This window comes from Streptomyces piniterrae, from assembly GCF_005048155.1.
In the GTDB taxonomy this organism is placed as follows: Bacteria; Actinomycetota; Actinomycetes; order Streptomycetales; family Streptomycetaceae; genus Streptomyces; species Streptomyces piniterrae.
In genome coordinates, this window is sequence record NZ_SUMB01000006.1 from 121,054 (window position 1) to 146,589 (window position 25,536).

Annotated in this window: 25 protein-coding genes and 4 tRNA genes; 24 read left to right on the forward strand and 5 right to left on the reverse strand. The window is 71.1% G+C overall.

Features of this window, described 5'->3' with window-relative positions:
- Positions 1-153 precede the first annotated feature (153 nt).
- The 13 genes from FCH28_RS39285 to FCH28_RS19040 all read left to right on the forward strand — a co-directional run bounded on the left by FCH28_RS39285 (position 154) and on the right by FCH28_RS19040 (position 14,316).
- A complete protein-coding gene (locus FCH28_RS39285) occupies positions 154-2,175 on the forward strand; it encodes a hypothetical protein (RefSeq protein WP_246102998.1) in 2,022 nt (673 codons plus the stop codon).
- A 251-nt stretch (positions 2,176-2,426) separates the two neighbouring features.
- Positions 2,427-2,828: an NADH-quinone oxidoreductase subunit A gene (locus FCH28_RS18985; protein ID WP_136741267.1), complete on the forward strand. Its 402-nt coding sequence runs from the start codon at positions 2,427-2,429 to the stop codon at positions 2,826-2,828.
- Positions 2,819-3,487, forward strand: a complete 669-nt coding sequence (locus tag FCH28_RS18990) for an NADH-quinone oxidoreductase subunit B (protein ID WP_136741268.1) — start codon at positions 2,819-2,821, stop codon at positions 3,485-3,487. Before FCH28_RS18985 ends, FCH28_RS18990 begins: the two co-directional genes overlap by 10 nt.
- Positions 3,484-4,764 (forward strand): NADH-quinone oxidoreductase subunit C, encoded by a 1,281-nt coding sequence (locus FCH28_RS18995; RefSeq protein ID WP_136741269.1) that lies wholly within the window; start codon positions 3,484-3,486, stop codon positions 4,762-4,764. The genes FCH28_RS18990 and FCH28_RS18995 overlap by 4 nt, the downstream gene beginning before the upstream one ends.
- Before the next feature lie 73 nt (positions 4,765-4,837).
- On the forward strand, positions 4,838-5,803 hold the full coding sequence (locus FCH28_RS19000) for a complex I subunit 1/NuoH family protein (RefSeq protein WP_136741270.1): 966 nt from the start codon (positions 4,838-4,840) through the stop codon (positions 5,801-5,803).
- Positions 5,800-6,417, forward strand: coding sequence for a NuoI/complex I 23 kDa subunit family protein (locus FCH28_RS19005; RefSeq protein ID WP_136741494.1), 618 nt, complete (start codon positions 5,800-5,802; stop codon positions 6,415-6,417). The genes FCH28_RS19000 and FCH28_RS19005 overlap by 4 nt, the downstream gene beginning before the upstream one ends.
- Positions 6,414-7,028, forward strand: a complete 615-nt coding sequence (locus FCH28_RS19010) for an NADH-quinone oxidoreductase subunit J family protein (protein ID WP_136741271.1) — start codon at positions 6,414-6,416, stop codon at positions 7,026-7,028. The genes FCH28_RS19005 and FCH28_RS19010 overlap by 4 nt, the downstream gene beginning before the upstream one ends.
- Positions 7,028-7,402 (forward strand): NADH-quinone oxidoreductase subunit NuoK, encoded by a 375-nt coding sequence (nuoK, locus tag FCH28_RS19015; protein ID WP_136741272.1) that lies wholly within the window; start codon positions 7,028-7,030, stop codon positions 7,400-7,402. The genes FCH28_RS19010 and nuoK overlap by 1 nt, the downstream gene beginning before the upstream one ends.
- Positions 7,399-9,396 (forward strand): NADH-quinone oxidoreductase subunit 5 family protein, encoded by a 1,998-nt coding sequence (locus tag FCH28_RS19020; protein ID WP_136741273.1) that lies wholly within the window; start codon positions 7,399-7,401, stop codon positions 9,394-9,396. The genes nuoK and FCH28_RS19020 overlap by 4 nt, the downstream gene beginning before the upstream one ends.
- Before the next feature lie 113 nt (positions 9,397-9,509).
- Positions 9,510-11,135: a complex I subunit 4 family protein gene (locus FCH28_RS19025; RefSeq protein WP_136741495.1), complete on the forward strand. Its 1,626-nt coding sequence runs from the start codon at positions 9,510-9,512 to the stop codon at positions 11,133-11,135.
- Between the two features lie 8 nt (positions 11,136-11,143).
- Entirely contained in the window at positions 11,144-12,679 is a 1,536-nt protein-coding gene (locus FCH28_RS19030; RefSeq protein WP_136741496.1) for an NADH-quinone oxidoreductase subunit N, read from the forward strand.
- A 172-nt stretch (positions 12,680-12,851) separates the two neighbouring features.
- Entirely contained in the window at positions 12,852-13,715 is an 864-nt protein-coding gene (htpX, locus tag FCH28_RS19035) for a zinc metalloprotease HtpX (protein WP_136741274.1), read from the forward strand.
- Between the two features lie 208 nt (positions 13,716-13,923).
- Positions 13,924-14,316, forward strand: a complete 393-nt coding sequence (locus tag FCH28_RS19040; protein ID WP_136741275.1) for a YccF domain-containing protein — start codon at positions 13,924-13,926, stop codon at positions 14,314-14,316.
- 289 nt (positions 14,317-14,605) lie between these two features.
- Here FCH28_RS19040 and FCH28_RS19045 read toward each other — a convergent pair whose 3' ends face one another.
- Positions 14,606-15,094: a YajQ family cyclic di-GMP-binding protein gene (locus FCH28_RS19045; protein ID WP_136741276.1), complete on the reverse strand. Its 489-nt coding sequence runs from the start codon at positions 15,092-15,094 to the stop codon at positions 14,606-14,608.
- A 188-nt stretch (positions 15,095-15,282) separates the two neighbouring features.
- Here FCH28_RS19045 and FCH28_RS19050 point away from each other — a divergent pair.
- Positions 15,283-15,364, forward strand: a tRNA-Tyr gene (locus FCH28_RS19050).
- Positions 15,365-15,827: 463 nt separating this feature from the next.
- Positions 15,828-16,064, forward strand: a complete 237-nt coding sequence (locus tag FCH28_RS19055; protein WP_136741277.1) for a hypothetical protein — start codon at positions 15,828-15,830, stop codon at positions 16,062-16,064.
- A gap of 626 nt (positions 16,065-16,690) precedes the next feature.
- Here the strand turns inward: FCH28_RS19055 and FCH28_RS19060 are convergent.
- Together FCH28_RS19060 and FCH28_RS19065 are read right to left on the reverse strand one after the other, a co-directional pair.
- A complete protein-coding gene (locus FCH28_RS19060; RefSeq protein WP_136741278.1) occupies positions 16,691-17,353 on the reverse strand; it encodes an NAD(P)H-binding protein in 663 nt (220 codons plus the stop codon).
- Positions 17,354-17,403: 50 nt separating this feature from the next.
- Positions 17,404-18,684 (reverse strand): amidohydrolase family protein, encoded by a 1,281-nt coding sequence (locus tag FCH28_RS19065; RefSeq protein ID WP_136741279.1) that lies wholly within the window; start codon positions 18,682-18,684, stop codon positions 17,404-17,406.
- A gap of 182 nt (positions 18,685-18,866) precedes the next feature.
- On the opposite strand from FCH28_RS19065, the gene FCH28_RS19070 reads away from it, so the two are divergent.
- From FCH28_RS19070 to FCH28_RS19095, 6 genes are all read left to right on the forward strand, one after another.
- A tRNA-Thr gene (locus tag FCH28_RS19070) sits at positions 18,867-18,939 on the forward strand.
- A 47-nt stretch (positions 18,940-18,986) separates the two neighbouring features.
- A tRNA-Met gene (locus tag FCH28_RS19075) sits at positions 18,987-19,059 on the forward strand.
- An 89-nt stretch (positions 19,060-19,148) separates the two neighbouring features.
- Positions 19,149-19,313 (forward strand): 50S ribosomal protein L33, encoded by a 165-nt coding sequence (gene rpmG / locus FCH28_RS19080; RefSeq protein ID WP_006604855.1) that lies wholly within the window; start codon positions 19,149-19,151, stop codon positions 19,311-19,313.
- 88 nt (positions 19,314-19,401) lie between these two features.
- The gene (locus FCH28_RS19085) at positions 19,402-19,854 is read left to right on the forward strand and encodes a MaoC family dehydratase N-terminal domain-containing protein (RefSeq protein ID WP_136741281.1); all 453 of its coding nucleotides are present in this window, start codon (positions 19,402-19,404) and stop codon (positions 19,852-19,854) included.
- Between the two features lies 1 nt (position 19,855).
- Positions 19,856-20,290 carry a MaoC family dehydratase gene (locus FCH28_RS19090; RefSeq protein WP_136741282.1) on the forward strand — a complete coding sequence of 145 codons (435 nt, stop codon included), beginning with the start codon at positions 19,856-19,858 and terminating at the stop codon, positions 20,288-20,290.
- Between the two features lie 61 nt (positions 20,291-20,351).
- Positions 20,352-21,425, forward strand: a complete 1,074-nt coding sequence (locus FCH28_RS19095) for a UDP-N-acetylmuramate dehydrogenase (RefSeq protein ID WP_136741283.1) — start codon at positions 20,352-20,354, stop codon at positions 21,423-21,425.
- 15 nt (positions 21,426-21,440) lie between these two features.
- On the opposite strand, the gene FCH28_RS19100 is transcribed toward FCH28_RS19095, so the two are convergent.
- The gene (locus tag FCH28_RS19100) at positions 21,441-22,484 is read right to left on the reverse strand and encodes an adenosine deaminase (protein WP_136741284.1); all 1,044 of its coding nucleotides are present in this window, start codon (positions 22,482-22,484) and stop codon (positions 21,441-21,443) included.
- Positions 22,485-22,618: 134 nt separating this feature from the next.
- Positions 22,619-23,854, reverse strand: coding sequence for a pyridoxal phosphate-dependent aminotransferase (locus tag FCH28_RS19105; protein ID WP_169314203.1), 1,236 nt, complete (start codon positions 23,852-23,854; stop codon positions 22,619-22,621).
- Between the two features lie 179 nt (positions 23,855-24,033).
- On the opposite strand from FCH28_RS19105, the gene FCH28_RS19110 reads away from it, so the two are divergent.
- From FCH28_RS19110 to nusG, 3 genes are all read left to right on the forward strand, one after another.
- Positions 24,034-24,106 (forward strand) — tRNA-Trp (locus FCH28_RS19110).
- A 104-nt stretch (positions 24,107-24,210) separates the two neighbouring features.
- Positions 24,211-24,507: a preprotein translocase subunit SecE gene (secE, locus tag FCH28_RS19115; protein ID WP_136741286.1), complete on the forward strand. Its 297-nt coding sequence runs from the start codon at positions 24,211-24,213 to the stop codon at positions 24,505-24,507.
- A 73-nt stretch (positions 24,508-24,580) separates the two neighbouring features.
- Positions 24,581-25,438, forward strand: coding sequence for a transcription termination/antitermination protein NusG (gene nusG, locus FCH28_RS19120; protein WP_136741287.1), 858 nt, complete (start codon positions 24,581-24,583; stop codon positions 25,436-25,438).
- Positions 25,439-25,536: the final 98 nt, after the last annotated feature.

Sequence of the window (25,536 nt, forward strand, 5' to 3'; positions counted from 1 at the left end):
AACGAAGCTGAGCGGGTGGGGCAGGGGTTGTCCGCAACCGGGTGGCAAGAGGGACGGCAGGGCGATGAGTTGCGTGAGCGGGAAGGGGGTGCGGGTTCGGTGAGTGCGATGGATGAGGCTGGCGTGGCGAGTGCGACGGGTGTGACAGGAGCGATGGGCGAGGCAGGGATGACGGGCACGACGGCCGGGACGGGCCCGATGCGTGGGGCGCCGCCCGGAGCCGGCGCCACGCCGGGCCCCCTGAACACGCCGGGATCGCTGCCCGCGGCGCAGCCGATGCCCGCGGCGGCGCCCGTGGCGGCACCGGCTTCCGGGCCGCGACCGGCCGCGCCCGAGGCGTACGCGGCGTCGGCAACGGGACCGTCCGTACCGGGACCGTCCGCGCCGGGAGCGTCCATACCGGGGCCGTCCGTGCCGCCACCGTCCACGCCCGCCGCGCCTTCGCAGGCGCCCGCTCCCACGCAGCCCGCCCCATCGGGACCGGCATCGGCACCGGCCGCGCAGGCCCCCACCCCGCAGGCCCCCACCCCGCAGGCCCCCACCCCGCAGGCCCCCACCCCGCAGGCCCCCACCCCGCAGGCTCCCGCCTCCGGGCGCTACGGCCGATCCGCGCGGCTGCCGTCCAGTACGCCCGTCTCCGTCCCGCTGCTGCCGCCGGAACTGGCCGCCGGGCAGCCCAAGCCGCGGCGCGGTGACCCGCTGAGCCGGCGCGCCGGGCGGGCGCTGCGCCGGGTGTTCGCCTCGTCCCCGGCTGCCGAGACGGCAGCCGTCACACAGGCCGCGTACGCCATCCAGCAGCCCGTGACCACGGGCCGGCAGATCGCCGTGTCCAGCATCCGCGGCGGCGCGGGCAAGTCCACCGTCGCAGCCCTGCTGGCGCTCACCTACGCGCACTACCGGCCCGATCCGGTGCTCGCCGTCGAGGCCGATCCGGCGCTCGGCACGCTGCCGCACCGGCTCGGCGCTCGGGAGGTGCGCTGGTCGGGCAGCGATCTGGCGCAGATCGTCGACCCCTCGATGCTGATCACGGACCTGACCGGCTACCTCCTGCCGTTCGCGGGCGGCGGCTGGCTGCTGCCCGGCAGCCAGGGCGCCATCGGCACGCGGCTGGACATCGACACGTACCGGGTCGTGATGACGTCGTTGCGCCGGCACTTCGCGGCCACCGTGGTGGACTGCGAAACGCTGCCCGCCGAGGTGGCACGCACCGCGCTGGTGACGACGCAGGCGCGGGTGCTGGTCACCCCGGCCACCCCGGAGGGCGTGGCGGCCACCCGGTCCGTACTGGACTGGGTCGGCGGCCTGCACCCCGGCCTGCTGCCGACCACCGTGGTCGTGCTCACCCATTCCTCGCCCGACAGCGGCGTCGACGTCCGCAAGGCGGCCGAGCATCTGGGGGCCGGGGGCGCGGCGGTGCTGCCACTCCCGTACGACCGTCATCTGGCGGCCGGCGGCGCCATCCGCACGGAACTGCTGGGGGAGCGGACGCGGGAGGCGGCGGCACGGATCGCGGCCGAGGTGATGGACCGGGCGGTCTCGCGCGAGCGGGGGAAGGGGGCGCAGGCGCAGGCTCAACACCAGCCCCAGCCCCAGCCCCAGCCCCAGCCCCAGTCGCACCAGCCCCAGCCGTCGCAGCACCAGCACCAGCACCAGCAGCCGCATCACCGCACGCCTCAGCAGCATCAGCCCAGGCCTGCCCCTCAGCAGACCCAGCCGATGCCTCCGATTCAGCCGACGCCTCAGGCCCAGCCCGCTCCCCAGACGCAGCCGCAGCCAATGGCTCAGGGCCACATCCAGCCCCAGTACCCCGCGCCGTCGCCGCACCACCAGGCGCCATCCGACCCCCGGCACCACCAGCCGCACCTGCGACCGCAACCGCAACCGCAGTCTCAGCCCCCGGTGGCCCAGCCGATGCCGGGCGCGCCCACCCCGCCGACGATGCCCGCCCCGCCGCCCGCCGCAGCGGAATCAGCCACGTCGGCCACTCCGGCCACTCCAGCCCCGGCAGTCAGCCTCTCCAAACCCACTGATCGGCCAGATTCCACCCAGCCCACCCAGCCCACCCAGCCCACCCAGCCCGCCAGGCCCACCGGACCCGCCGCCGCTCCCTCCACCCGCGCTGCCCCCGCCGCCCCCGATCTCCGCAGCCCGTTCGACGGCGGACCCGTCCGCTGACCCGGTCCGTCCCGCCTGCCGTCGCCGTCCTCCAGGCTCCGTCTTCCCGTCTCCGTCCGACTCGTGAGACAGTCCCTGAGACAACCGGCCGTGACGTCTACGCTGCCGCCCGCCCAGGATGGGCGAAGTAGGGACAACCTCACCGTCGGCGACGACGCGGCTGCTCGGGGCGGCCCGGCAGGGCCTAGACTCCCGTCCGTACAGATCGTCGAAGTCGTTGAACAAGCGCAAGTCAGGGAGCGAGGACGGACGTGGTGGACGCGACCGCACGCACCACCGTCGCCGCGGACTACTTCCAGGGCTATTCGGTCGTCGGGCTGATCGCCGTGGTCGGCGTGCTCTTCGTGGCCGTGGCCTTCGGGGCCGGGCGGCTGCTGCGCCCGGTTGTGCCGACGCCCGAGAAGCTGCTGACGTATGAATGCGGTGTGGACCCGGTCGGTGAGGGCTGGGCGCACACCCAGGTCCGCTACTACGTCTACGCCTTCCTCTACGTCATCTTCGCCGTCGACTCGATCTTCCTGTTCCCCTGGGCGACGGTCTTCGCCGCCCCCGGTTTCGGCGGCGTGACGCTCGTGGAGATGTTCGTCTTCCTCGGCTTCCTGACCGTCGGACTGCTCTACGCATGGAAGAAGGGCGTCCTGCAATGGACGTGACCCCCGCCTCGAACGGTTCCGCAGCCGCTTCCGAGGGCGCTGCCCCCGAGTTCCTGCCGGAGCCCCGGCGCCTGGGCACCTTGGCCCGGCTCGCGCCGGAACCCATGAAGGTGGTCCTCAACTGGGGCCGCCGCTACAGCCTGTGGGTCTTCAACTTCGGGCTCGCCTGCTGCGCCATCGAGTTCATCGCCGCATCCATGGCCCGGCACGACTTCATCCGGCTCGGTGTGATCCCGTTCGCGCCCGGTCCGCGCCAGGCCGACCTGATGGTCGTCTCCGGCACCGTCACCGACAAGATGGCGCCCGCGGTCAAGCGGCTCTACGAGCAGATGCCCGAGCCGAAGTACGTCATCTCCTTCGGGGCCTGCTCCAACTGCGGCGGCCCCTACTGGGACTCGTACTCCGTCACCAAGGGCGTCGACCAGATCATCCCGGTGGACGTGTACGTACCGGGCTGCCCGCCGCGGCCGGAGGCGCTGCTGCAGGGCATCCTCAAGCTCCAGGAGAAGATCGCGCGCGAGTCGCTGGGGGAGCGGTACGGGCACGGGCGCGGCGGTCGTGGTGCCGGACGGGCGTCGGCGGCCGCGCTGCGCAGCGGGCTGGTGGAGCCGCCCGCCCCCAAGACGGCGGAGCGGCCGGCGGGGGAGGAGCCCCGATGAGTGAGCAGCAGCCCGAGCAGCCCGAGCAGCCCGAGCAGCGGCGCGAGCCCGAGGAGCCGGCCGAGGCGGCCGCGGAGCCGACTGCCGAGCCCATCGCCGAGCCCGCTGCCGAGCCGGTCGTCGGCTGGCTGCCGCGGCCCGCGAGCGAGATCTTCGGGACGGGGGCCACGGCGGAGCTGGCGTACGAGTTGCTGACGGTCGACGTCCCGGCCGACGGCTGGCTCGCGGCCCTGACGGCCGCCCGTGACACTCTCGGCTGCACCTATTTCGACTGGCTGAGCGCCGTCGACGAGCCCGGCACCGGGTTCCGTATCTGCGCGCACCTCGCGAACGTGGCGCAGCCGGGGGCCGTCCACCGGCTGGTCGTGCGGACGACCGTGCCGCACGACGCGGCCGCGCTGCCCACGGCGGTGGGTGTGTACGCGGGCGCGGCCTGGCATGAGCGCGAGACCCACGAGATGTTCGGCGTGGACTTCAGCGGCCATCCGCACCTCGTACCGCTGCTGCTTCCGGAGACCTTCGAGGGCCATCCGCTGCGCAAGGACTTCGTGCTGGCGGCTCGGGTCGCCAAGGCGTGGCCCGGGGCCAAGGAGCCGGGGGAGTCCGAGCACGGCGGGCCGAAGCGCCGTCAGATGCTGCCGCCGGGCGTCCCGGACCCGAACGAGTGGGGCCCGCTCAAGGGCCAGCTGCCGCCCGCGCCCGCGCGGCCTGCGCGTGGTGCTCGTGCGGCCGGTGGCGCGCGTGCGGCGGGCGCCGCCGCGGGCGAGCGTCCGGCGCGGCGTACGCGGACCGCGGGCGCGGGCTCGGCGAGCCAGCAGGCGGCGGAGACGCCGGCGGCCCCGGGGGCGAGCCCGGCCGAGCGGCCCGCGCCTGCCGAACGTCCGGAGCCCGCCGCGCGTCCTGACCGGCCCGCTCGCCGTACGCGTTCCGTGAGCGAGGGCTCGGCCAGCCAGCAGGCGGCACCGGCCGACGAGGCGCCGGCGGCGACGGGTGCCCCGGCGGCCCCGCCCTCCTCCGACGCGCCCTGGCACCACGCGCGCCCGGCCTTCGCCGACGACGAGCAGAAACCGCAGGCCGAGCAGAAGCCGGAGGCCAAGCAGGAGCCGGAGGCCGAGCAGAAACCGCAGGCCAAGAAGGAGCCAGTGGCCGAACAGCCCCCGGCCCCGAAGCCCGAGTCCGAGCCGAAGCCCGAGGCCAAGCCCGAGCCCCAGGCCAAGCCCGAGGCCCCCGCCCAGCCCCCCACCCCCCAAGACCCGGCAGGAGGCGACACCCCATGAGCGAGCGCAGCGAGCGAATCAACAAGAGGTGCGCCCCTCGTGAATGCGAGGCCGAGGGCAGCGAGGTTTCGGCATGAGCGACGCTCTCGATATCGCGCTTCGCCTCGGCGCCGTCTTCGTCGTGTTCCTGGTCCTCCCCCTCGTCATCGGCCAGACCGAGCACAAGGTCATGGCCCACATGCAGGGGCGGCTCGGCCCCATGTACGCGGGTGGCTTCCACGGCTGGGCCCAGCTCGTCGCGGACGGTGTGAAGTTCGCGCAGAAGGAAGACGTCGTCCCGGCGGGCGCCGACCGGCGGATCTTCCAGCTCGCCCCCGCCGTCGCCCTGCTCCCGTACCTCCTCGTCCTGGTCGCCATCCCGATAGGCCCGCACAACGCCGTCGGACAGGACCTGGACGCGGGCATCTTCTTCGTGCTCGCCGTCATGGGCGTCGGCGTGCTCGGCGCGCTCATGGCGGGCTGGGCGTCGGCCAACAAGTTCTCGCTGCTCGGCGGGTTGCGTACGGCCGCGCAGCTGCTGGCGTACGAGCTGCCGATGCTGCTCGCCGCCGCGTCCGTCGCGATGGCGGCCGGCACGCTCTCACTGCCCGGCATCCTGGACGCGTTCCAGTGGTGGTGGGTGCCGTGGCAGATCGTCGGTGGTCTGGTCTTCTTCACCGCGGGTCTCGCCGAGCTGCAGCGCCCGCCGTTCGACATGCCGGTCGCCGACTCCGAGATCATCTTCGGTGCGTACACCGAATACACCGGGCTGCGCTTCGCCCTCTTCCTGCTCGCCGAGTACGCGGGCATCGTCGTCCTCTGCGCGCTCACCTCCGTCCTCTTCCTCGGCGGCTGGCACGGCCCGTTCGGCCTGGACGGCCTGGGCTGGCTGTGGACGCTCCTGAAGACCGCGATCCTCGCCTTCGGCGTCATCTGGCTGCGGGTCACCTACCCCCGCCTCCGCGAGGACCAGCTCCAGAAGCTCGCCTGGACGGTCCTCATCCCGCTCGCTCTCGCCCAGATCGCCCTCACCGGCGTCGTCAAGGTGGTGATCTCCTGATGGGTATCCCCGGCAGCGGCCTCGCCAAGGGCCTGGCCGTCACCCTGCGGACGATGACGAAGCGGTCGGTCACCGCCCAGTACCCGGACGCCCAGCCCGACCTCGCGCCGCGCACCCGCGGCGTCATCGGGCTGTTCGAGGAGAACTGCACGGTCTGCATGCTGTGCGCCCGAGAGTGCCCCGACTGGTGCATCTACATCGACTCCCACAAGGAGACGGTGCCGCCGGCCGCTCCCGGAGGCCGCGAGCGCAGCCGGAATGTTCTCGACCGCTTCGCGATCGACTTCGCGCTGTGCATGTACTGCGGTATCTGCATCGAGGTCTGCCCCTTTGACGCGCTGTTCTGGTCCCCGGAGTTCGAGTACGCCGAGACGGACATCCACGAGCTGACCCACGAGCGCGACAAGCTGCGCGAGTGGATGTGGACGGTGCCCGAGCCGCCGGCGCTCGACCCGGCCGCCGAGGAGCCCAAGGAGGTCGGCGCCGCCCGTAAGGCCGCGGACAAACTCGCCGCCCAGGAAGCCGAAGCCGCCCAGCAGCAGGCCGAGGCGGCCCAGCAGCAAGCCCCGGACCAGCCCCAGGACCGACCGGACACCCCGAAGGAGGGATCGTGACGCTCGCCGCCGCAAGCCACGGCTTCCTCTCGCCCACCGGTGTCGAGATCGCGTTCCTCCTCGTCGGCATCGTCACGCTCGGGGCGGCCGTGGTCACCGTGACCACCAAGCAGCTGGTTCACTCCGCCCTGTGGCTGGTCGTCGCCCTCGGCGGGATCGCCGTCGAATACCTCCTCCTCACCGCCGAATTCATCGCCTGGGTTCAGGTGCTGATCTACGTCGGTTCCGTGGTCGTCCTCCTGCTCTTCGGGCTGATGCTCACCAAGGCGCCCATCGGCCGCTCCCCGGACGCGGATTCGGGCAACCGCTGGGCCGCGCTCGTGGTGGCCGCCGGCTCGGCCGCCGCGCTGGTCTGGGTCGTCGTGGACGCGTTCCGTGCCACCTGGATAGACCTCGACGGTCCCGTCCAGGGCTCCACCCAGGAGTCCGGGCGCAGCCTCTTCCAGTACTGGGTGCTGCCCTTCGAGGCGCTCTCCGTGCTGCTGCTGGCCGCGCTCGTCGGGGCGATCGTGCTGTCCCGCAAGCACGGCGCAGCGGCCGCCGAGCGCGGCGCCGTAGCCCCGTCCACCCCCACCGGACCGGCAGCCCACGCCCCAGGAGAGGACCGCTGATGCATCTCGCCTATCCGGCCGTCCTTTCCGTCCTCCTCTTCTGCACCGGTCTGTACGGCGTGCTCGCCCGCCGCAACGCGATCCTGGTGCTGATGTCCGTCGAGCTGATGCTCAACGCCGTCAACCTCAACCTCGTCGCCTTCGACGTCTGGCTGCGCGACACCCTGCACGCCGGCCAGGCGCTCACCCTTTTCACCATCACCGTCGCCGCCGCCGAGATCGGCATCGGCCTGGCGATCGTGCTGCTCGTCTACCGCAACCGCGGCAGCTCCGACATCGACCGGCTCCGTGACCTCGCCGAGCAGGCGGGCGAGGCGGACCCGGCGGACCGGGACGCGCAGCAGCCGGACACCAAGGCGGAGGCCACCGCGTGACGCTCACGACCACCGCCGTCCTCGTTCCCCTCCTGCCCTTCCTCGGGGCCGCCGCGGGCCTGCTCCTGGGACGCAGCGCGCCCGGCTTCGTACGGCCGCTGGCCGTCCTGCCGACGCTCGCCGCGGCCGCGCTCGCCATCGTCGTCGCCGTCGAACAGGGCGGCGGCCCGGCCACCGACGTCGCCACCCGGCTCACCCCGACCGGCTCGATCCCCATCGACCTCGCCCTGCACATCGACGGCTTCGCCGCGCTCATCGCCGTCGTCGTCGGCGTCGTCGCGACCTGCGTGCAGATCTACTCCACCGGCTATCTGCGCGACGATCCGCGCTACCCCTCCTATGCCGCGCTGGTCTCGCTCTTCACCTCCGCGATGCTGCTGGTCGTCTACACCGGCGACCTGATGGTGCTGCTCGTCGGCTGGGAAATCATGGGCATCTGCTCGTACTTCCTCGTCGGCCACTACTGGGAGACCGAGGCCGCCCGCGCCGCCTCCCTCAAGGCCTTCCTCGTCACCAAGCTCGGCGACGTCCCCTTCCTCTTCGGCATCTTCGCGCTGGCCGCCGACACCGGGACCTTCCGCATCACCGGCATCCTCGGCTCCGTCGCCCGCGACGGCCTGGACCACCCCACGCTGATCGCGCTGCTGCTGCTGGCCGGCGTCGCGGGCAAGTCGGCGCAGTTCCCGCTGCACACCTGGCTCCCGGACGCGATGGCCGGCCCGACGCCCGTCTCGGCGCTCATCCACGCCGCGACGATGGTGGCGGCCGGTGTCTATGTCGTGGCCCGTCTCCTCCCCGTCTTCGCCGCCTCCGCGGCCGCCATGGTCGTACTCGCCGTCATGGCCGCGATCACCATGGTCGGCTCCGGCCTGGCGGCCCTGGCCCAGGACGACATCAAGCGCGTCCTGGCCTATTCGACGGTCGGCCAGCTCGGCTACATGACCGGCGCGCTGGCCGTCGGCGACCGCGGTGCCGCCGTCTTCCACCTCCTCTCGCACGGTGCGTTCAAGGCGCTGCTGTTCCTCGGCGCGGGCGTGATCATCCACGCCGCGGGCACCAACTCGCTGGCCGCCATGTCCCGGATGAGCGGCCTGGCCCGGCGCGTCCCGGACGCCTTCTGGACGATGACCGTCGCGCTGCTCGCGCTCGCCGCGATCCCGCCGTTCGCCGGCTTCTTCTCCAAGGAAGCCGTCCTGGGCGCCGCCGAGCACGCCACCACCGGTGCCGAGCACGGCATCCCCGGCGCCGCCGGCTGGACCGTACTGATCTCCGGACTGCTCACCGCCCTCCTCACCGCGGGCTATGCCACCCGCCTGTGGCTGCTGGTCTTCCAGGGCAAGGGCACCGAGGCCCCCGACCACGGCCCGCAGCCGTTCGTCATGAACGCCATGCTGTGGGTGCTGTTCATCCCCAGTGCCACGCTCGGCCTGGCCGCCCCCTTCCTGCCCGACTGGTTCGACGGGCGTTCGCTCAATCCGACGCTCACCACCTCCGTCCTGGGCACGGGCATCGCCCTCGTCGGAGGCCTGGTCACCTACGCGACCTGGCGCCACACCACGGCCCTCGCCGCCCGCACCCCCATCGGCGCGGTCGTCGTCGCCCCGGACGCCGCCCCCGGGCTCTCCGAGGAAACGGCCATCGCCACCCACGCCCCCGTCTACGGGAACATCGCCGGCGCCGCCGACCCCGCCGACCCGGGCCGCCTCCTCCTCGGCCCGCTGCACCGCCACGCGGCCGTCGGGTTCCACCTCGACGCGGTCTACACCGTCCTGTTCGTCCGGCCCACCCGCGCCGCCGCCAGGCTCGTCGCCTTCCTCGACCGCGAGGTCGTCGACACCTACGTACGTGGCGCGGGCACCGCCCCCCGCTGGCTGGGCGCCGCGGTCCGCCGCGCCCAGACCGGCAATGTGCAGACCTACCTCGGCGCGCTGCTCGCGGGCTCGCTCGTCCTGGCCGTCGCCGCCGTCCTCGTCGCCACGGGCACGGGAGCCTGACCGTGCCGCCATCGCCCGGGGGCCGACCCCCGCACCACCAGCCGACAGCCACCGTGGCCTGCCTCGCCGGAGCCGAAACCCTGAGGAGGGCCTGACCCGTGAATCACACCGCCATGCAACTCCTCCTCGCGGCGCTCGTCGTGCTCCCCCTCCTGGGCGCGCTCGGCGCCCTGCTGCCGGCCCCGCCCGGTCTCAAGGGCCGCAACCCCGACCAGGCCGTACTGCGCCATGGCGTGACCGTCACCGGAGTCGTCCTCGCCGCGTCCGTCGCACTGGCCGCCGGCTTCGACCACGACCACCCGGCCCGTATGCAGGCCACCACCGACATCAGCTGGATCCCGGCGCTCCACATCCGTATCCACCTCGGCGTGGACGGCATCTCGCTCCCCCTTCTCGTCCTCACCGCGCTGCTGACCTTCCTCTGCGCGCTCTACAGCTACTTCAAGATGCCAACGGGCCCGTCTCCCAAGGCATTTGTCTCCCTGATGCTCGTCCTGGAGGCCGGCACCCTCGCCACCTTCGCCGTCCTCGACCTGATGCTCTTCTTCCTCGCCTTCGAGATGGTCCTCATCCCGATGTACTTCCTCATCGCCCGCTGGGGCGGTGCCGGAAAGCAGGCGGCCGCTTGGAAGTTCATCCTCTTCACCCTGCTCGGCTCCGTCGTGATGCTGCTCGGCCTCCTCCTCATCGGTGTGAAGTCCGGCACATTCGACATGGTCGCACTCGCCACTGACAACGGCCCGAACTCCCAGCTCAGCCACACGGTTCAGCTCATCGCGGTGCTCGCCGTCGGCATCGGACTGGCCGTCAAGGCCCCGATGTGGGCCCTGCACAGCTGGCTGCCGGACGCCCACACCGCCGCCCCCACCGTCGGCTCGGTGCTGCTGGCCGGCGTGCTGCTGAAAATGGGCACCTACGGGTTCGTCCGCATCGCGCTGCCCATCACACCCGAGGGCATGCACACCTTCGCGCCGTACCTCGCCGCGTTCGCCGCCGTCGGCATCATCTACGGATCGCTCGCCTGCCTCGCACTGGTACGCAAGGGCGCCGGCGGCGACCTCAAGCGCCTGATCGCCTACAGCTCCGTCGGCCACATGGGCTTCGTCCTGCTCGGCATCGCCAGCCTCAACCCCACCGGCGTGAACGGCGCGCTGTTCGCCAACATCGCGCACGGCCTGATCACCGGCCTGCTCTTCTTCATGGTCGGCGCCCTCAAGGACCGCACCGGCAGCACCGATCTCGACGCACTGGCCGGCACCACCGGCGCCGCCCTGTACGGCAGGGCCCCGCGCTTCGGCGGCCTGCTCGCCTTCGCCGCCGTCGCCTCTCTGGGCCTGCCCGGACTGGCCGGCTTCTGGGGCGAGATGCTCGCGATGTTCGGCGCGTTCGAGCCGGCCGCCGGCCTCAGCCGCCCCGCCTTCCTCACGTTCATGGCGCTGGCCGGCCTCGGCACCCTGCTGACCGCCGCCTACCTGCTGCTCGTCGTCCGCCGCGTCTGCATGGGCGGCACGCCGCACCTCGCACCGATCGCCCCGCTCGGCGACGGAAGCCGGCCGGACGACCGCGCCCCGGGCGAGCCCGCCGCGGCCGAGGCCCCCGCCCTCCCCGACCTCGCGCGCTACGAATACGCGGCCTGGAGCCCCCTGGCCGCGCTCACCGTCCTCGCCGGACTGTGGCCCGCGGCCCTCCTCGGCCTCACCGACCCGGCCGTCCAGCAGCTCCTCGGAGGCGGTAAGTGATGAGCCCGATGATCCCCATGGCTGCGAGCCCGGTGGCCTCCCTGATCCAGTCCGTCGACTGGCTCGCCGTCGCGCCGCCCACCATCGCCGCGGCCGTCGCCCTGGTGGTGCTCGTCGCCGACCTCTTCATCCCGGACGCCAAGAAGCCGCTGCTCGGCTGGATCGCGACCGGTGGCCTCGCCCTCGCCGCGCTCTCCCTGCTGCCCCTTCTGGACGGCGACCGCCGCACCTTCTGCCTCATGGGCCATCCGTCCGTCTGCAGCTACGTGGCCGACCCGTTCACCCTCGTCATCCAGTTCCTGGTGCTGGCCGGGGCGTTGCTGACCGCCCTGCTCTCCATCGACACCATCAGGGACCACGATCTGCCCACCGGCGAGTACTGGTTCCTGCTGCTCTCCTCGGCCGCCGGCGCCGCCCTGCTGCCCGCCTCCCGCGACCTCGCCACCCTCGTCATCGCCCTCGAAGTGGCCTCACTGCCCGCCTTCGCACTGGTCGGACTGCGGCGCGGCGACCGGCTCTCCTCCGAGGCGGCACTGAAATTCTTCCTCTCCTCGGTGGCCGCCACCGCCGTGATGCTGCTCGGCGTGAGCTTCCTGTACGCCGCCACCGGCAGCCTCCACCTCTCCCGGGTGGCGGACACCCTCACCGACCTCCCCGACCCCCGGCTGGCCACCCTGGCGAGCGCCGGCGTCGCGCTCACCCTCGTCGGCTTCGCCTTCAAGACCGCCGCCGCCCCGTTCCACTTCTGGGTGCCGGACACCTACGTGGGCGCGCCGCTCCCCATCGCCGCCTACCTGTCCGTGATCGGCAAGGCCGTCGGCTTCTCCGGCCTGATCCTCGTCACGGTCCAGGGCTTCCCCTCGTACGCGGAGGTCTGGGGCCCCGCGCTGGCCGTCATCGCGGCGCTCACGATGACCGTGGGCAACGTCGCGGCGCTGCGCCAGGCGCCGGACCGCGCGCACAGCGCCGTCCGCCTGCTCGCCTGGTCCTCCGTGGGCCAGGCCGGCTACCTCCTGGTCCCGATCGCGGCGGCCGGCTACCTCGACGAGCCGGCGCGCGCCATCGGCGCCACCGTCGCCTACGCCCTGATGTACGCCGCGGTGAACCTCGGTGCCTTCGGGGTCGCCGCCCTGGTGGCCCGTACGAGCCCCGGAAACCGCATCACCGACTACCGCGGCCTGTACGCCCGGCGCCCCCTGGCGGCCCTCGCGCTCGGCTTCTTCCTCCTCAACCTGGCCGGTCTGCCGCCGGGCATCATCGGCCTCTTCGCCAAGGTCACGGTGTTCTCCGCGGCCGTCGACGCGGGCCTGGGCTGGCTCGCCGTCGTCATGGCCATCAACGTCGTGATCGCGCTCTACTACTACCTCCAGTGGACGGCGGTCCTCTTCCGGGGCGCCGAGGCACCGGAGGGACGCCCGGCCCCGGCCCGCGCCGGGATCCCGGCCGCCCTCACCACCGCCATCGCCCTCGCGGCGGTCCTGGGCGTCATCCTGTCCGGCGCACCCCAAGCGGTCCTGCGCTTCGCCTCGGGAGCGCTCCTCTAGCGGCACCTGCCCGGACAGCGGTACGGCCCGGACAGCGGTACGCGCCCGGACCGCATCCCGTGCACAAGGGAACTAGCCCTGCTCATCTCGCGTTGACCAGTGAGTAAGGGTCCACTGGAGAGTGGAAAACGAGGCAAAGGGTTCCCCTGCCGCACCGCTTGGAGGGCGTACCGTGCACCGCCGGCACAACGGGCTCAGAACCGCCGTACTCCTCGGGGGACTGTCCGCACTCATCATCGTCATCGGCGGCTTTTTCGGCCGTACGGGCCTGATCATCGCCGTCCTCGTGGCGCTGGGCACCAACGCCTACGCGTACTGGAACAGCGACAAGCTCGCCCTCAGGGCCATGCGGGCCCGCCCCGTAAGCGAATTCGAGGCCCCCGGGCTCTACCGCATGGTCCGCGAGCTCTCCACCGCCGCCCGCCAGCCCATGCCCCGCCTCTACATCTCCCCGACGCAGGCCCCCAACGCCTTCGCCACCGGGCGCAACCCCCGCAACGCCGCCGTCTGCTGCACCGACGGCATCCTCCAGCTCCTCGACGAACGCGAACTGCGCGGCGTCATCGGCCATGAGCTCAGCCACGTCTACAACCGGGACATCCTCATCTCGTCCGTGGCCGGAGCCCTCGCCTCGGTCGTGATGTTTCTCGTCAACTTCGCCTGGCTGATTCCGATAGGCCGGTCCGATGACGACGAGGGCCCCGGCATCCTGGGCATGATCCTGATCATGATCCTCGGCCCGGTCGCCGCCTCGCTGATCCAACTCGCCGTCAGCCGCTCCCGCGAGTACCAGGCGGACGCCTCCGGCGCCCGGCTCACCGGAGACCCCCTGGCCCTCGCCTCCGCCCTGCGCAAGCTCGAAGCGGGCACCCAGCGGCTTCCGCTGCCCCCGGAGCCGCGCATCGAGACGGCCAGCCACATGATGATCGCCAACCCGTTCCGGGCCGGCGAGGGCATGTCCAGGCTCTTCTCCACCCACCCCCCGATGCGCGAGCGCATCACCCGCCTGGAACAGATGGCGGGCCACCGCCCCTGACCCCCGGGGAACGGCGGTATCGGCGTATGACCCCCATGCGCGCCCCGAAACCCACCAACGGGCTATGCGGACCCGTAGGACGGCGACCGGCCGGCCACTCCGCCACAGGACAGCCGATTGCGCCGCGATCACCGCAACGGTCCAGGGCGGTAGGCGCGTCTACCAAGCCGGAACGTTTCTCCGATCTGCCCATGGAAGGCTACCGATCATGAAGTTCATCCTTAACCTTCTCTGGCTGATCCTCAGCGGCCTCTGGATGGCGATCGGCTACGCCATCGCGGGCATCATCTGCTGCATCCTGATCATCACCATCCCCTTCGGCATCGCCAGCTTCCGCATCGCCGGCTACGCCCTGTGGCCCTTCGGCCGGACCACCGTCGAGCGCCATGACGCCGGTACCGGTTCGGCGATCGGCAATGTCATCTGGATCATCTTTGCGGGCTGGTGGCTGGCTCTGGGGCACATCGTCACCGGCCTCGCCCTGTGCGTGACGATCATCGGCATCCCCTTCGGGATCGCCAACTTCAAGATGATCCTGCTCTCCCTGATGCCCCTCGGCCGCGAGATCGTGCCCACCGACGAGCCGTTCGCGACCCGCTGACCCCGACCGCGCCGGGACCGGCCGGCCCCTCATCTCCGTACGAGTCCCGAGGGGCCGCACAGCGGCGGAAGCCGAGCGGTTCGACGCCCAGAGGGCGATCCCGTCGGCACCGCACGGCCGGCCAACACCCGGCAACCTGAACCGGAGTTGAGGTCAGGAGGTCCGCGTCGCGCGCCCCGTACCGCCCACAAGGCGGGAGGGGCGGCGCGCCCACGGCGCACCGCCCCTCAGCCGACCACCGCAGGCGGGGGTCCTACCGACAGCCTTACCGACAGCCCTGCCGGCAGTCCTACCGGTAGTTCACGAACTGGATCGCGAAATCCAGGTCCTTGCCCTTGAGCAGCTGCTGCACCGCCTGCAGGTCGTCCCGGCTCTTCGAGCTGACCCGCAGCTCGTCGCCCTGCACCTGCGCCTTGACGCCCTTCGGGCCCTCATCGCGGATGATCTTGGCGACCTTCTTCGCGTTCTCCTGCGAGATCCCCTCCTCGATGGAGGCGGAGATCTTGTACTCCTTGCCCGAGGCCTGCGGCTCGCCGGCGTCCAGCGCCTTCAGCGAGATCCCGCGCTTGACCAGCTTGGACTGGAAGATGTCGAGTACCGCCTTCACCCGCTCCTCGGCGTTGGCCCGCATCTCGATCTTCTCGCCCGACCATGCGATCGAAGCGTCCACGCCCTTGAAGTCGTAGCGCTGGGAGATCTCCTTGGCGGCCTGGTTGAGGGCGTTGTCGACCTCCTGCCGCTCGACCTTCGAGACGATGTCGAAACTGGAGTCGGCCATGTTGAGTTGGCTCCTCATACGTAGATCCGTCACGGGTGCGGCCCACCGGGACCGCCCCGCAAGCCTAGCCACCCGGCCATGATCCAGCGCTCCGGAATCGAGTGGCGAACCACCCCCTGCGATCGGGTATGGTTTACGTCGTTGCCACAGAGCACCGCCCCACAGCGGGTCTCCCGGCAGCAAACCCTGGCGGTGTGCCCGAGCGGCCAAAGGGAGCAGACTGTAAATCTGCCGGCTTCGCCTTCCCAGGTTCGAATCCTGGCGCCGCCACAGGAATACGAAGGGCCCGTGACCTGCTGTTTCAGCAGGTCACGGGCCCTTCGTCATGGGATCCGGTGATGTGTGGACTGTCTCACACTGTCTCGCGTTCGATCACTCAATCTCGCTCTGTGTGGACGGGCCGTGGACGGGATTTCCGTCCGGCGGCAGACATTGAGGCGTCCCGCTGGAGCGCGGCGATGGCTGCCAACAGCGCGGGGTGGTCGGTGAGTGAGATCTGCCGCGGGTGTGGGCCAAATCCGGGCGCACTGGTGTCAGCTGCGCTGTGATGGGGGGCCACTCGCGGACTGAGTGATATCCACTCTTTGAACGAAGCGTACCCGGCCGCTGAATAAGGGCGTGAAAGGCGAGTAAATTAGGTGATTTAGAATCCGGATCGCTGGATTCCGTGCGATTCACTCGATTGGCCGCGCTCGGGGTGAAATTGGCCACATGGGTGTGCATGGTGATTCGCATGGACACCACACAGATGGATCGCCCGAAGGAAATCGTTTCGCGAATATTCGCGGTCAGCGCCGCCCTGGGGATCGCTCTTGCGGCAGGGGCGGCGACGGCCGCATCGGCTGTGGCCGTGACGACCGCCCCTCACATCGCCACACAGGCCAAGGTGACCCAGTCGGCCCCGGCCGACGGCCATGGCCACGGCTACGTTTCCGGCTGCTTCGGGTCCATCCTCATCTGCCTTTCTTGACGGTTATCCGGCACAAGCTCGGGCCAAGCGGAGGAGGGCGAGGTGCCCGCGCTATTCCTTCTCCGCTTCGCCCAGCGCCGGAACACCGAGCCCCTGCTAAGCGCCTTTTCATCCGTTCGCGGTGGCGCATGCGCGAGCACGCAAACTCCTGGATATCGCTATCCGGCGGGGCGCAATATGATTCCCGTGCTCGATCGCTGCCAACCGGCGTTTGGCCGTGCGGGCTGAATGCTAAGGCGTTCATGATGTGGGTACGGCCGTGAGGGTGGCTACATTCTTACTGTCGATGAAATGGCGCTGCTTGATTGTGTGGTCACCTTGATGCTGAACGGAGAGGTTTGACCGGGCTTAACGAGTTCCAGAGAAGGGACCCGCCTATGACAGCCCCCTGGGGACACGCGGCGGGTGCGTCCGAGTAGATCTTGAATGCGAGTCTGGCCACGGCTTCGCCTTCGTTGTGGGCAATCACAAGGGGGCGGAGTACGTGGGGGTCATGCCTCGGGCGGACCGGAAGGCCAGTGAGGGGGTTTTCTCCACAGGTAGTGGAACGGCCCCTGATCTCCGGAAACGTGGATCAGGGGCCGTTTCGTTTTGCCGCGGACCGGTTGCCCCGCCCCGCCCGCCGGTCAGTGTGCCGCCACCGCCTTGACCGCGTCCGTGACCGGTACGTCCCCGCCGATCAGCTCCAGCGTCCGGCCCGCCGTGCGCGGTTCGTCGAGCAGGGCCACCAGGGTGGCCGCCACGTCGTCGCGGGTCACGTCGGCCCGGCCCGTCGCGTCGGCCAGTGCCACCAGGCCCGAGCCGGGGTCGTCCGTCAGCCGGCCGGGGCGCAGGATCGTCCAGTCGAGTCCGGCACGGGCCCGTACGTCCGCGTCCGCCGCGCCCTTCGCGCGCAGGTACGCCGCGAAGACGGGGTCGGTGCCCTCCGGCGGTTCACGGTCCGCGCCCATGGACGAGACGACGATGAAGCGCCGTACGCCCGCCGCCTCGGCCGCGTCCGCGAACAGCGCCGCGGCGCCGCGGTCCACGGTGTCCTTGCGGCCGATGCCGCTGCCCGGGCCCGCGCCCGCCGCGAAGACGGCCGCGTCCGCGCCCTCCAGGTGCCGCGCGAGATCCTCCACCGTCGCCGACTCCAGGTCGCAGACCACCGGCTCGGCTCCCGCGGCCAGCAAGTCGCCGGCCTGTTCCGGCCGCCGGACGATGCCCGCGACCTCGTCCCCGCGCCCGGCGAGCAACCGCTCCAGCCGAAGCGCGATCTGACCATGTCCACCTGCGATGACAATGCGCATGATGCCGACCGTACGCCGAACCGCCGCGCCCCACCGCAGGACCGGCCGGCTCAGCGCTGCGACTGCCGGGGCAGCTCCAGCGCCACATCCACCGCCGAGTCGCAGTACTCGCGCACCGCGCTGGTACGCGCCACCACCCGCCCCCTGTGCACCACGATCCGGCTGTAGGCGAGCGAGAGCACACCGGCGATCCGTTCACCGCGTACCGCCAGCAGCTCCGCCGGGAAGCCCGCCTCGACCCGGACGTCCGGCAGGCCCAGCGTCGCCCGCGCCGCCGCGCTCACCGTCTCGTAGGCCGCCTCGGGCGTGGCCTCGCCCAGGGACGCCAGCAGATACGCGGCCTCCAGGGGATCGCCGCGCCCCACCGGGTTCGCTACATCCCGCAGCGCCCCGCTGCCCGCCGCCACCCGCACCCCGGCGGCGCGCAGCAACCGTACGGGGGCGGGCCGGGACACCCGCGAGCCGTAGCGCTCCAGTCCCGTGCAGTCGCCCTGCGGCAGGCAGATGACGGCGACATCGGCGGCCGCCAGTTGCTCGGCGACCCGGGCCGCCACGCTGCGCGGCATCCGGGCCATCCCGGCGCACGGCCCGATGGCCACCCCGGGCCGCAGCCCGCCGGACATCGCCGCGAACCGCGCCAGCCGCGCCGGATCGTCACCGTCGGTGTGCAGATCCACCGGGCAGCCGTGCTCGCCCGCCACCTCCAGCACCGCCTCGACATGCCCGGCCGGATCGGGGTCGAGGTCCGGGCAGCCGCCGATCACCGAGGCGCCCATCTTCACCGCGTCCCGCAGCATCGCCAGCCCGTCAGCGCCGGCCACCCCGGTCAGCACCCGGGGCACCGCGACCGCCGCCAGATCGGCCAGCCCGCGCAGCGACCTACGGGCCTGCAGCACCGCTTCCAGCGAGCGCAGGCCCTGGACGCCGCCGATCCTGACGTGGCTGCGCGAGGCGGTGGCGCCGTGCCCCAACTGGAGCAGCGCGGCCTCCGTCGTACGCCGTTGGACGTCCTCGGGGGAGTCGGAGGCGGGGCCGTCGGAGTCCGCCGTCAGGGCGGTGTCGCAGTGCGCGTGCGGCTCGGCCGGGGCGGGGAGCAGGAGATAGCCCGCGAGGTCGACACGGGCGCCCTGCGGGGCGAGGCTGCCGGCCGTACCGACGGCTTCGATGCGCCCACCGCCCAGCCGTACGTCCACCGTCCGGCCGTCGGCGAGCCGGGCGCCGCACAGGACCAGCGCGCCCGCGTCGGACCCGGCGCGCCGGCCGGTGCCGCGGGGCTTGCCCGAGTTACCCGGCCGGCCCGGCTGTGGCTGCGGCGAACTGCTGTCGGACATCGCGCTCCTCGAAGGCACGGGCGTGCAAGATCACGCAGCGGTGTGCCGAGCCTAGGGGGCAGCCGGGAGAGCATCGCGCAGGCGCGAAATAGTCGTACCGGTGTGGTGCGCGGGGCCGCTGGGGCGGGGCCCGGATACGGATTTCACCTTTGGCTGCGGGCCGTGTAATGTCTTCATCGCTCGCCCCAATAGCTCAGTCGGCAGAGCGTCTCCATGGTAAGGAGAAGGTCTACGGTTCGATTCCGTATTGGGGCTCTGATGTGTGAGGTACCTCGCCTTCGGGCGGGGGACTCTCGCATCACAGCGGTGTAGCTCAGTCGGTAGAGCAAGCGGCTCATAATCGCTGTGTCACCGGTTCAAGTCCGGTCACCGCTACTGACAGTAGCCGATTGTGGGGTCGGTCCTCCGATCGGCTACTCTTCTTTGCGTTCAATCCGACCATCCGTCCGTCAAGGAGCACTCACGTGGCTGCCACAGACGTCCGCCCGAAGATCACGCTGGCCTGCGTGGAGTGCAAGGAGCGGAACTACATCACCAAGAAGAACCGGCGCAACGACCCGGACCGTCTTGAGATGAAGAAGCACTGCCCCCGTTGCAACTCGCACACCGCGCACCGCGAGACGCGATAACACAGGCTCGTCCCTGAGGCCGTCCCCAATTCGTTGGGGGCGGCCTCACGGCGTTATCACCACTTCAGATCAGGGAGGTCGCGAACCCATGGCGCTCGACCCGTCTTATGTCGGACGCACGTACCCGCCCACCGACCCGTACGAGGTCGGCAGGGAAAAGATCCGCGAATTCGCCGAGGCGATCGGCGAAAGCAACCCCGCCTACACGGACACCGAAGCGGCCAAGGCCCTCGGCCACCCCGATGTGATCGCGCCGCCCACTTTTGTGTTCGCCATCACGTTCAAGGCCGCCGGCCAGGTCATAGCGGACCCGCAACTGGGCCTGGACTTCAGCCGCGTGGTGCACGGCGACCAGAAGTTCTCCTACACCCGTCCGGTGCGCAGCGGCGACCGACTGACCGTCACCTCGACCATCGAGGCGATCAAGTCCATGGCGGGCAACGACATCATCGACATTCGCGGTGAGGTGCACGACGAGGCGGGCGAGCACGTCGTGACCGCTCTCACCAAGCTGGTCGCCCGCGCCGCCGAGGAGGGCTGAGATGACCGCGAAGATCTCTTACGACGCCGTCGAGGTCGGCACCGAACTCCCGGCGCAGTCCTTCCCCGTGAGCCGCGCCACGCTCGTCCAGTACGCGGGCGCCTCCGGCGACTTCAACCCGATCCACTGGAACGAGAAGTTCGCCAAGGAGGTCGGGCTGCCGGACGTCATCGCGCACGGCATGTTCACCATGGCCGAGGCGGTCCGCGTGGTCACCGACTGGGTCGGCGACCCGGGTGCCGTCGCCGAGTACGGCGTCCGCTTCACCAAGCCCGTCGTCGTCCCCAACGACGAGACCGGCGCCCTGATCGAGGTCAGCGGCAAGGTCGCCGCCAAGCTGGACGACGACGACCGCACGGTCCGCGTCGACCTGACCGCCATGAGCGCCGGCCAGAAGGTGCTGGGCATGGCCCGCGCCGTGGTCCGCCTCGCCTAGGCCGCTGCCGACGGGGGCGGCCGGCCGAGCATTGTCGGACCGCCCCCGTACCCTTGGGCGCGTGCAGGAACGACACGTGGCAACCGCAGAAGACAATGCCCCCCTCGCCCCGCTGACCACCTTCCGGCTCGGCGGCCCGGCGACCCGTCTCGTCACGGCCACCACCGACGACGAGGTGATCGCCGCCGTCCGCGCGGCCGACGACGCCGGCACCCCGCTGCTGATCATCGGGGGCGGCAGCAATCTCGTCATCGGCGACAAGGGCTTCGACGGCACGGCGCTGCGCATCGCCACCCGCGGCTTCGCGCTCGACGGCACCGCCCTGGAGCTCGCCGCGGGCGAGAACTGGTCGGACGCGGTGGCCCGTACGGTCGAGGCCGGGCTGGCCGGCATCGAGTGCCTGGCCGGCATCCCCGGCTCGGCCGGCGCCACCCCGATCCAGAACGTCGGCGCCTACGGCCAGGAGGTCTCCGCCACCCTCACCGAGGTCGTCGCCTACGACCGCCGGGCGCGCGAGACCGTCACGATCCCCAACGCGGAGTGCGGCTTCTCCTACCGCCACAGCCGTTTCAAGCAGGACCCCGACGCGTTCGTGGTGCTGCGGGTGCGGTTCGCGCTGGAGGACGCCGGTGGCCTCTCCGCGCCCCTGAAGTACCCCGAGACCGCCCGCGCCCTCGGCGTCGAGGCCGGAGACCGGGTCCCGGCCGCCATCGCCAGAGAGACCGTTCTGGCGCTCCGTGCCGGCAAGGGCATGGTCCTGGACCCGGGCGACCACGACACCTGGTCGGCCGGCTCCTTCTTCACCAACCCCGTCCTCACCGAGGCCGAGCACGCCGCCTTCCTGCGACGCGTCCAGGACCGTCTCGGCCCGGACATCGCACCGCCCGCGTTCCCGGCCGGCGACGGCATGATCAAGACCTCCGCCGCCTGGCTCATCGACCGGGCCGGCTTCACCAAGGGCTACGGCAGCGGCCCGGCCCGTATCTCCACCAAGCACACCCTCGCGCTCACCAACCGCGGCAGCGCCACCACCGAGGACCTGCTCGCCCTCGCCCGCGAGGTCCGCGACGGCGTCCACACCGCCTTCGGCATCACCCTCGTCAACGAACCCGTGACGGTCGGCGTCAGCCTCTGAGCGGGTGCTCCGCGGTTACGCCGCCAGCCAGGCGTCGATGCCCGTCAGAAGGCGCTGCCGCTCCTCCTCGGGGGCCCGCGAGCCACGCACCGACTGACGGGCCAGCTCGGCCAGTTCGGCGTCCGTGAAGCCGTGCACGCCGCGGGCGATCTCGTACTGCGCGGCCAGCCGCGCGCCGAACAGCAGCGGGTCGTCCGCGCCCAGCGCCATCGGCACGCCGGCTTCGAAGAACGTGCGCAGCGGCACGTCCTCCGGCTTCTCGTACACACCGAGCGCCACATTCGACGTCGGGCACACCTCGCAGGTCACCCCGCGCGAGGCCAGCCGGCGCAGCAGCACGGGATCCTCCGCGGCCCGTACGCCGTGCCCGACCCGGCCGGCGTGCAGATCGTCCAGGCAGTCCCGCACGCTCGCCGGACCCGAGAGCTCACCGCCGTGCGGCGCGGCCAGCAGACCGCCCTCCCGGGCGATGGCGAAGGCCCGGTCGAAGTCCCGGGCGAAGCCCCGGCGTTCGTCGTTGGACAGACCGAAGCCGATCACGCCCTGGTCGGCGTAGCGCACCGCGAGCCGGGCCAGCGTCCGGGCGTCCAGCGGGTGCTTCATACGGTTCGCGGCGACCAGGACGCGGATGCCCAGGCCGGTGTCGCGGGAGGCGCGGTGGACCGCGTCCAGGATGATCTCCAGCGCCGGAATCAGCCCGCCCAGCCGCGGGGCGTACGAGGTCGGATCGACCTGGATCTCCAGCCACCCCGACCCGTCCCGGACGTCCTCCTCGGCGGCCTCGCGCACCAGCCGCTGGATGTCCTCGGGGGAGCGCAGACACGACCGCGCGATGTCGTACAGCCGCTGGAAGCGGAACCAGCCGCGCTCATCCGTGGCGCGCAGCTGGGGCGGCTCGCCGCCGCGCAGCGCCTCGGGCAGATGCACGCCGTACTTGTCGGCCAGATCCAGCAGGGTGGTGGCCCGCATCGAGCCGGTGAAGTGCAGGTGCAGGTGGGCCTTCGGCAACCGGCGCAGGTCTCGGATGGCGGCTCCGCCGCGGGCACGAGTGCTCTCCATCCCGAGATCTTGCCGCATGCACCCGGTCGGCCGGTAGGGGCTTTCCCGAACGGAGGGGTCGCTGAAAGCGCGTGCGGGCGCCGGAACGAGTTCCGGCGCCCGCATCACATACGAATTCCCGTATGTGGTGTTGCTTACTTCGCCTCGGCGAGCAGCTTCTGGAGCCGCGAGACACCCTCCACCAGGTCCTCATCGCCCAGCGCGTACGAAAGCCGCAGGTAGCCGGGGGTGCCGAAGGCCTCACCGGGGACGACCGCGACCTCGGCCTCCTCCAGGATGATCTCCGCCAGCTCGACGCTGGACTGCGGCGTCTTCCCGCGGATCTCCTTGCCCAGCAGCCCCTTCACGGACGGGTACGCGTAGAACGCGCCCTCCGGCTCCGGGCAGACGACGCCGTCGATCTCGTTGAGCATCTGCACCATCTTCTTGCGGCGGCGGTCGAAGGCGACCTTCATCTCGTCGACGGCCGTCAGGTCGCCGGAGACGGCGGCGATGGCCGCGGCCTGTGCCACGTTGGAGACGTTGGACGTGGCGTGCGACTGGAGGTTCGTCGCGGCCTTGATGACGTCCTTGGGGGCGATGACCCAGCCCACCCGCCAGCCGGTCATGGCGTACGTCTTCGCCACGCCGTTGACGATGATGCACTTGTCGCGCAGCTCGGGCACTTCCACCGGCAGCGAGCTGAACTCCGCGTCGCCGTAGACCAGGTGCTCGTAGATCTCGTCGGTCAGCACCCACAGGCCGTGCTCGGCGGCCCAGCGGCCGACCGCCTCGACCTGCTCGCGGCTGTAGACCGCGCCGGTCGGGTTCGACGGAGAGACGAACAGCACCACCTTGGTGCGGTCCGTACGGGCGGCCTCCAGCTGCTCGACGGTCACCCGGTAGCCGGTCGTCTCGTCCGCGACCACGTCCACCGGCACACCGCCCGCGAGACGGATCGACTCGGGGTAGGTGGTCCAGTACGGAGCCGGGACGATGACCTCGTCGCCCGGGTCGAGGATCGCCGCGAACGCCTCGTAGATGGCCTGCTTGCCGCCGTTGGTCACCAGGACGTTGGCGGCCTCGATCTCGTAGCCGGAGTCGCGCCGCGTCTTCTCGACGATCGCGGCCTTCAGCTCGGGGAGGCCGCCGGCCGGGGTGTAGCGGTGGTACTTCGGGGTGCGGCAGGCCTCGACGGCGGCCTCGACGATGTAGCCGGGCGTGGGGAAGTCGGGCTCACCGGCGCCGAAGCCGATCACCGGGCGCCCGGCGGCCTTGAGGGCCTTCGCCTTGGCGTCGACGGCGAGGGTGGCGGACTCGGAGATCGAACCGACGCGGGCCGATACCCGGCGGTCGGCGGGGGACGATGCGGAAGGGGTAGCAGCGCTCATAAGGGCATCGTCGCAGACCGCCGACGGGCCGGACACACGGGTTTGCGGGCACCACCCGGGACGTTTCTGTTCGACGCCCGGCTCCGAAGCACGTACACTCGCTGACCGTTGGCCTCCAACAGGCCGCGGCCACGCACTTAGTGCAGTCGGCCGCATGCGGTAGGTTGGGGAAACCACAAAGGGTCGTAGCTCAATTGGTAGAGCACTGGTCTCCAAAACCAGCGGTTGGGGGTTCAAGTCCCTCCGGCCCTGCTACACGCACTCACCGAAGTGCGTGCACGCGTACGTATGAAATGCACCGCCGTGCGGCTCAACCGGGCGCGGCACGGCCACGACCCGGATTCAGGTGAGGACGAGTGACGGACGCCCTGGGCTCCATCGACATGCCTGAGCGCGGTCGTTCCGAGGACGAAACCGCGGAATCCCAGAAGAAGCCCCGTCGCGGCGGCAAGCGCGGCAAGAAGGGCCCCTTCGCGCGTCTCGCGCTCTTTTACCGCCAGGTCGTGGCGGAGCTCCGCAAGGTCGTCTGGCCCACGCGCAACCAGCTGTCGACGTACACCAGTGTGGTGATCGTCTTCGTTGTCATCATCATCGGTCTCGTAACCGTGATTGACTTGGGAATTAACCGAGTCGTCGGGTACGTCTTCGGCTGATATCCCGCGGGGGGTGCCTCAGCGGGCGCCCTTTGCATGTTCAACCCCTTGAAGCCAGGAAGAAGCAGCCACCGTGTCTGACCCGAACCTGAACGACGCCGCCGAACCCGTCGCATCGGCCGAGGCCGACGTTGACGCGGCTGTCTCGGCCGAGGTCGAGGGCGATGACACCTCGCTTGAGATCGTCGAGAACGCCGAGGGCGTCGATGAGATCGATGCCGAGGATGCTGCCGCCGGTGAGCCGGCGGAAGAGGCTGCGGTGGTCGCCGAGGCCGACGCCGCCGCCGAGGCCGCCGAGGAGGAGCAGGAGCCGGTCGACCCGGTGGCCGCTCTCCGCGACGAGCTGCGTGGCCTCCCCGGTGAGTGGTACGTCATCCACACCTACGCGGGTTACGAGAACCGCGTGAAGACCAACCTTGAGCAGCGTGCCGTCTCGCTGAACGTCGAGGACTTCATCTTCCAGGCCGAGGTGCCGCAGGAGGAGGTCGTCCAGATCAAGAACGGTGACCGCCGTACGGTCCGCCAGAACAAGCTCCCGGGCTATGTGCTGGTGCGTATGGACCTCACCAACGAGTCCTGGGGCGTCGTCCGCAACACGCCGGGTGTCACCGGCTTCGTCGGCAACGCCTACGACCCGTACCCGCTGACGCTGGACGAGATCGTCAAGATGCTCGCCCCGGAGGCCGAGGAGAAGGCCGCCAAGGAGGCCGCCGCGGCCGAGGGCAAGCCGGCGCCGTCCCGCAAGGTCGAGGTCCAGGTGCTGGACTTCGAGGTGGGCGACTCCGTCACCGTCACCGACGGCCCGTTCGCGACGCTGCAGGCGACGATCAACGAGATCAACGCCGACTCGAAGAAGGTCAAGGGCCTGGTCGAGATCTTCGGCCGCGAGACCCCCGTCGAGCTCAGCTTCGACCAGATCCAGAAGAACTAGTTCTTCCGGAACACCAGCCACCGATCAGGTCAGACGGGCTTCGGTGCCCGTCTGACCTCTCGGTTTTTGGCCGCACGACCATACCCGTTATCGTTGTG

Excerpts from the sequence above, each read along its gene's own strand:
- FCH28_RS39285 (WP_246102998.1), top strand. The coding sequence starts at position 154 with ATGGGCGAGGCAGGGATGACGGGCACGACGGCCGGGACGGGCCCGATG.
- FCH28_RS18990 (WP_136741268.1), top strand. The coding sequence starts at position 2,819 with ATGGACGTGACCCCCGCCTCGAACGGTTCCGCAGCCGCTTCCGAGGGC.
- FCH28_RS18995 (WP_136741269.1), top strand. The coding sequence starts at position 3,484 with ATGAGTGAGCAGCAGCCCGAGCAGCCCGAGCAGCCCGAGCAGCGGCGC.
- FCH28_RS19000 (WP_136741270.1), top strand. The coding sequence starts at position 4,838 with ATGAGCGACGCTCTCGATATCGCGCTTCGCCTCGGCGCCGTCTTCGTC.
- nuoK (WP_136741272.1), top strand. The coding sequence starts at position 7,028 with ATGCATCTCGCCTATCCGGCCGTCCTTTCCGTCCTCCTCTTCTGCACC.
- FCH28_RS19025 (WP_136741495.1), top strand. The coding sequence starts at position 9,510 with ATGCAACTCCTCCTCGCGGCGCTCGTCGTGCTCCCCCTCCTGGGCGCG.
- FCH28_RS19030 (WP_136741496.1), top strand. The coding sequence starts at position 11,144 with ATGATCCCCATGGCTGCGAGCCCGGTGGCCTCCCTGATCCAGTCCGTC.
- FCH28_RS19040 (WP_136741275.1), top strand. The coding sequence starts at position 13,924 with ATGAAGTTCATCCTTAACCTTCTCTGGCTGATCCTCAGCGGCCTCTGG.
- FCH28_RS19045 (WP_136741276.1), bottom strand. The coding sequence starts at position 15,094 with ATGGCCGACTCCAGTTTCGACATCGTCTCGAAGGTCGAGCGGCAGGAG.
- FCH28_RS19055 (WP_136741277.1), top strand. The coding sequence starts at position 15,828 with ATGGACACCACACAGATGGATCGCCCGAAGGAAATCGTTTCGCGAATA.
- FCH28_RS19060 (WP_136741278.1), bottom strand. The coding sequence starts at position 17,353 with ATGCGCATTGTCATCGCAGGTGGACATGGTCAGATCGCGCTTCGGCTG.
- FCH28_RS19065 (WP_136741279.1), bottom strand. The coding sequence starts at position 18,684 with ATGTCCGACAGCAGTTCGCCGCAGCCACAGCCGGGCCGGCCGGGTAAC.
- FCH28_RS19085 (WP_136741281.1), top strand. The coding sequence starts at position 19,402 with ATGGCGCTCGACCCGTCTTATGTCGGACGCACGTACCCGCCCACCGAC.
- FCH28_RS19090 (WP_136741282.1), top strand. The coding sequence starts at position 19,856 with ATGACCGCGAAGATCTCTTACGACGCCGTCGAGGTCGGCACCGAACTC.
- FCH28_RS19100 (WP_136741284.1), bottom strand. The coding sequence starts at position 22,484 with ATGGAGAGCACTCGTGCCCGCGGCGGAGCCGCCATCCGAGACCTGCGC.
- FCH28_RS19105 (WP_169314203.1), bottom strand. The coding sequence starts at position 23,854 with ATGAGCGCTGCTACCCCTTCCGCATCGTCCCCCGCCGACCGCCGGGTA.